At 44.0% G+C, this 3,192-nt stretch carries 5 protein-coding genes; 1 reads left to right on the plus strand and 4 read right to left on the minus strand.

All coding sequences use genetic code 11. The annotated features are described in order from the left end of the window. Positions 1–1,330: hypothetical protein (locus ACRC32_RS07465; protein ID WP_438553369.1), on the plus strand; the 1,330-nt coding region annotated here is incomplete at its 5' end. On the opposite strand, the gene ACRC32_RS07470 is transcribed toward ACRC32_RS07465, so the two are convergent. The 4 genes from ACRC32_RS07470 to ACRC32_RS07485 all read right to left on the minus strand — a co-directional run. Then, on the minus strand, positions 1,327–1,710 hold the full coding sequence (locus ACRC32_RS07470; RefSeq protein ID WP_438553370.1) for a hypothetical protein: 384 nt from the start codon (positions 1,708–1,710) through the stop codon (positions 1,327–1,329). The genes ACRC32_RS07465 and ACRC32_RS07470 overlap by 4 nt on opposite strands. Positions 1,711–1,798: 88 nt before the next feature. Then, positions 1,799–2,188, minus strand: coding sequence for an HNH endonuclease (locus ACRC32_RS07475; RefSeq protein ID WP_438553371.1), 390 nt, complete (start codon positions 2,186–2,188; stop codon positions 1,799–1,801). A gap of 153 nt (positions 2,189–2,341) precedes the next feature. After that, the gene (locus ACRC32_RS07480) at positions 2,342–2,965 is read right to left on the minus strand and encodes a hypothetical protein (RefSeq protein WP_438553372.1); all 624 of its coding nucleotides are present in this window, start codon (positions 2,963–2,965) and stop codon (positions 2,342–2,344) included. Between the two features lie 31 nt (positions 2,966–2,996). Continuing rightward, a partial coding sequence (locus tag ACRC32_RS07485) for a hypothetical protein (protein WP_438553373.1) occupies positions 2,997–3,192 on the minus strand: 196 nt, incomplete at its 5' end.

Here is a 3,192-nt window from a genome sequence, read left to right on the forward strand (position 1 = left end):
CGCCAATTTACAGAAGGAGCAACTGCAAACCGAGAAAGAGCTATACAAAAATTCTATAGATACTCGCATCCAAGCAATTGAGAGTAGGGTAGAAACCCAAAAAAACGCAAGCGATCTAGCAATATCTAATATTGAGCGCGAGAAATCTGCTCAAGAATTGCTCAATGCTAGTATTGAGCGCACAGCAAAGATTACTGAAAGCAGATTCAATCTTGCTAAAGCAATATCAGATGCGGCAATTGTAACTAAAGAAATACAGCTTGAGTCTGTAGCTCGTGCTGGGGAATTAAAAAAGAGACTAGAAGACCCTAATCTAGCGCCATTAATTCGATTTGAAATTAAGGAACAAATAGCAAGAAGCGGTATTAACCCTGATGCTAGTGCCTTGGAATTCGTGCAGCGTAGGCAAGAAATCGAAGAGGAAATTTCTAAAGCTAGGTTGGAAGCTTTACGCATAGAACAGCAGTTCCAACGCAAAGCTTTACAACTAGATTTACAAAGACAAGAGATTGCCGCCAAGTCTGCCCAATTTGATGCCCAGTCCCAAATCATTCGCAGCCAGCAAGCCATTATCGAAGCGGAAGGAAAACTCGAAGCAGCAAACAAAAGTAAAGATGCAAATGCGATCGCTGCTGCTAATTTAGGTATTATCCTAGCCGACCGCCAGCTCGATCTATCGAATCGACAATTGGACAATGCCGCGAAGAATTTATCAGTCCAATCAGAACTAAGTCGGAATGCCACACTTGCCCAAAATGCTACTCAAGAGGCGGCACTAGCTCAAGCTAATGCTGCGATCGCTGCTAAAAGGCAAGCTTCAGCATTGGAACAAGCCGAGACAAGTATTAGTAAGATTGGCACAAACTTATCTGCTCTTGGCAGCGAGGAAAAGCAAAATAAAAAACCTAGATTTTCTTCTATATTTGAGGCTTCCCGCCGCGCAATGTTCGGGCAATCAAATGAACCAAGCCCCATACCGACAATTAAAACAACCAGAGGACTAGCACCTGAATACTTCAACCTTAAAGCAGTAACGCAAAGAACGCCCAGCGCCCCGTTTGCAATGCCAAGCCCTTCAGTTGAGGGCATCAACGAGTTAAGCAAAGCTCAGAAATTAGAACCGACAAACAATAGCACTAACTTTTCCGATTCTTTAAAATCGGCTGTTAAAGGTGTTGAAGCTCGCCTTGACAAACTCAACGAAACTATAGGCAAGGCAATCAACTCTCCACGCAGTCTTTACGTATCCAGTCCTGAACCTATAACCGATGCTGTTAGCATCCTAGCTGACTTAAATCGGCTAAACGTACAAAGTAGCGGACTTGGCTAGCCACACGAATCAACATTGCCGCTTACATACTGCCAAGTCGTGTCTGGCGCTCTTAGGGGTTCTAGCGTAGCAGCAGCAGTTTTGTTATTCTCCGCAAACTGAAAACTTTCAACAAGCGATGTCCCTCCCATCTGGACGCGGACCGTTCTTTTTTGAGGTGATTCGCTAACTATGTTGTATGTTCTTTTTTGGAGAATATCTAAACCCTTGTTATAGTAGGTTACTTGCCCATTGGGACTGTAGCAACGGTGTATCTCAGAGCCTTGGCTTTTGTCTAACCAATGTCCTATCAAGGCTCTAGAAGGTGTTGAGGTATCACGACAACCACTGGCAAGTAATAATACTGCGATCGCACCTACTTTTATAAATTTACGTGGCATTAGAATTACAAATAAAAATATACCTCCAAGATGACTTAGAGGGATGTAATTAGTTAATCGGGTAAATACGCAATTTTTAAGCCAGTAGTTAAAGCCAAGATAAACTTTGCCAGCGCACTGGAATTAAACCTTTTTTAACTAATTGAGAAGTTAGACTCCGATGCTTCTCGTCCAACCTTAATGCATGACAAACAGGACAAAGCGATCGCAGATTCCTAGCATGATTAGAGCCTCCAGAGGATAGGGGTCTAATATGGTCGATATGGCAGTCAGATAAAGCTATGCTGCCTTGACATAAACCCTGTTGCTTGGGTGGGGCTGATTCAGGGCTTTGGCATAGACCCCGATCTCGCTTCCATACTCGCTCCCTAGATAAATTCCAAAGGTTAGGGTCTTGACGTTTCCAATGGTGTACCATTTGATAATCAAGACCTTGAGAACGTTTATGGCGTGTAGCTTTGTAAAGTTGTTGTAGCATCTTTGGTCAAGTATTTATTGAAAAACATGACAGGACTTGACTCGACTCAACATGACGGAACGCGACTAGACTTGACTGAACTTGACAGAACTGAACTCTACAAAACCTGACCGGACGCAACTCAACGTAACTTAACTAGACATATATTGAATTTTAACTAGAGATATCAAAACTCTCTATATTAAAACGTCCGTATCCAATGCTACCACGTCCATCGCCCACACCGACCAGTTGACCAGCATTAATTACGGCTAGTTCCATTGATCTGCGATCGCATACCGTAGCATCCCAAAGCAAAGTAAAAGTACATTGCCAACCTGGTTTAGCTACAACTCGGTAACGGATGTTACGAGCTTTAGTAGATGGGTTGCGAACGCCAATAATCTCTACAAAGCAACTAGGTAGCTTTTCGGTCTTTTGAGTACCAGCTTCAATCATTTCCGGCGGGTCAGGCAATGTAAGAATGCCAGAATCGTCAGAGATGTAAACTTGGTCGTCCACAACTTGTAAGGTAGAAGCGATCGCAGTGAGTAAATTCCCCTTACCTTTCTTAACTGTTTTGCCTCCACCCTTAATGCATCCAAAAAAGTAGGTTGGGAGTAAGTAAAGCTGGCGCTCCTCATCCATCAAAACGCTGCGTTGCCACTCGCTAGGGTCATTACCTGCTACCCCAGCCCTTTCTCTAGCTTCTAAAGGTAACGCATCTACACCGAAGTGATGCCAAGCCAAGAATCGGATGCCTTTGATAGACACCTTAGCCATCAAAATGTTGCTCATAGGAATACGCGGGGGATGCCCCCGCACGAAACTACTTGTCTAACGTCCGATCTTTGACTTCCTCAACCTCTACGAACAAATCGGTCAGGCGATCGCGGATAATCCTGACTAGCTCATCGTCACCCATCGCAATCCTGGTCTTTTCCTCACCTCCATACTGAAACTCCGTCCACATTACAGAGCGGTGCAGAACCTCCATCAAGTCAGCACATCTAGTCAGTTCTTCA

The sequence above is a fragment of the Chroococcidiopsis sp. genome (assembly GCF_051657925.1).
In the GTDB taxonomy this organism is placed as follows: domain Bacteria; phylum Cyanobacteriota; class Cyanobacteriia; order Cyanobacteriales; family Chroococcidiopsidaceae; genus Chroococcidiopsis.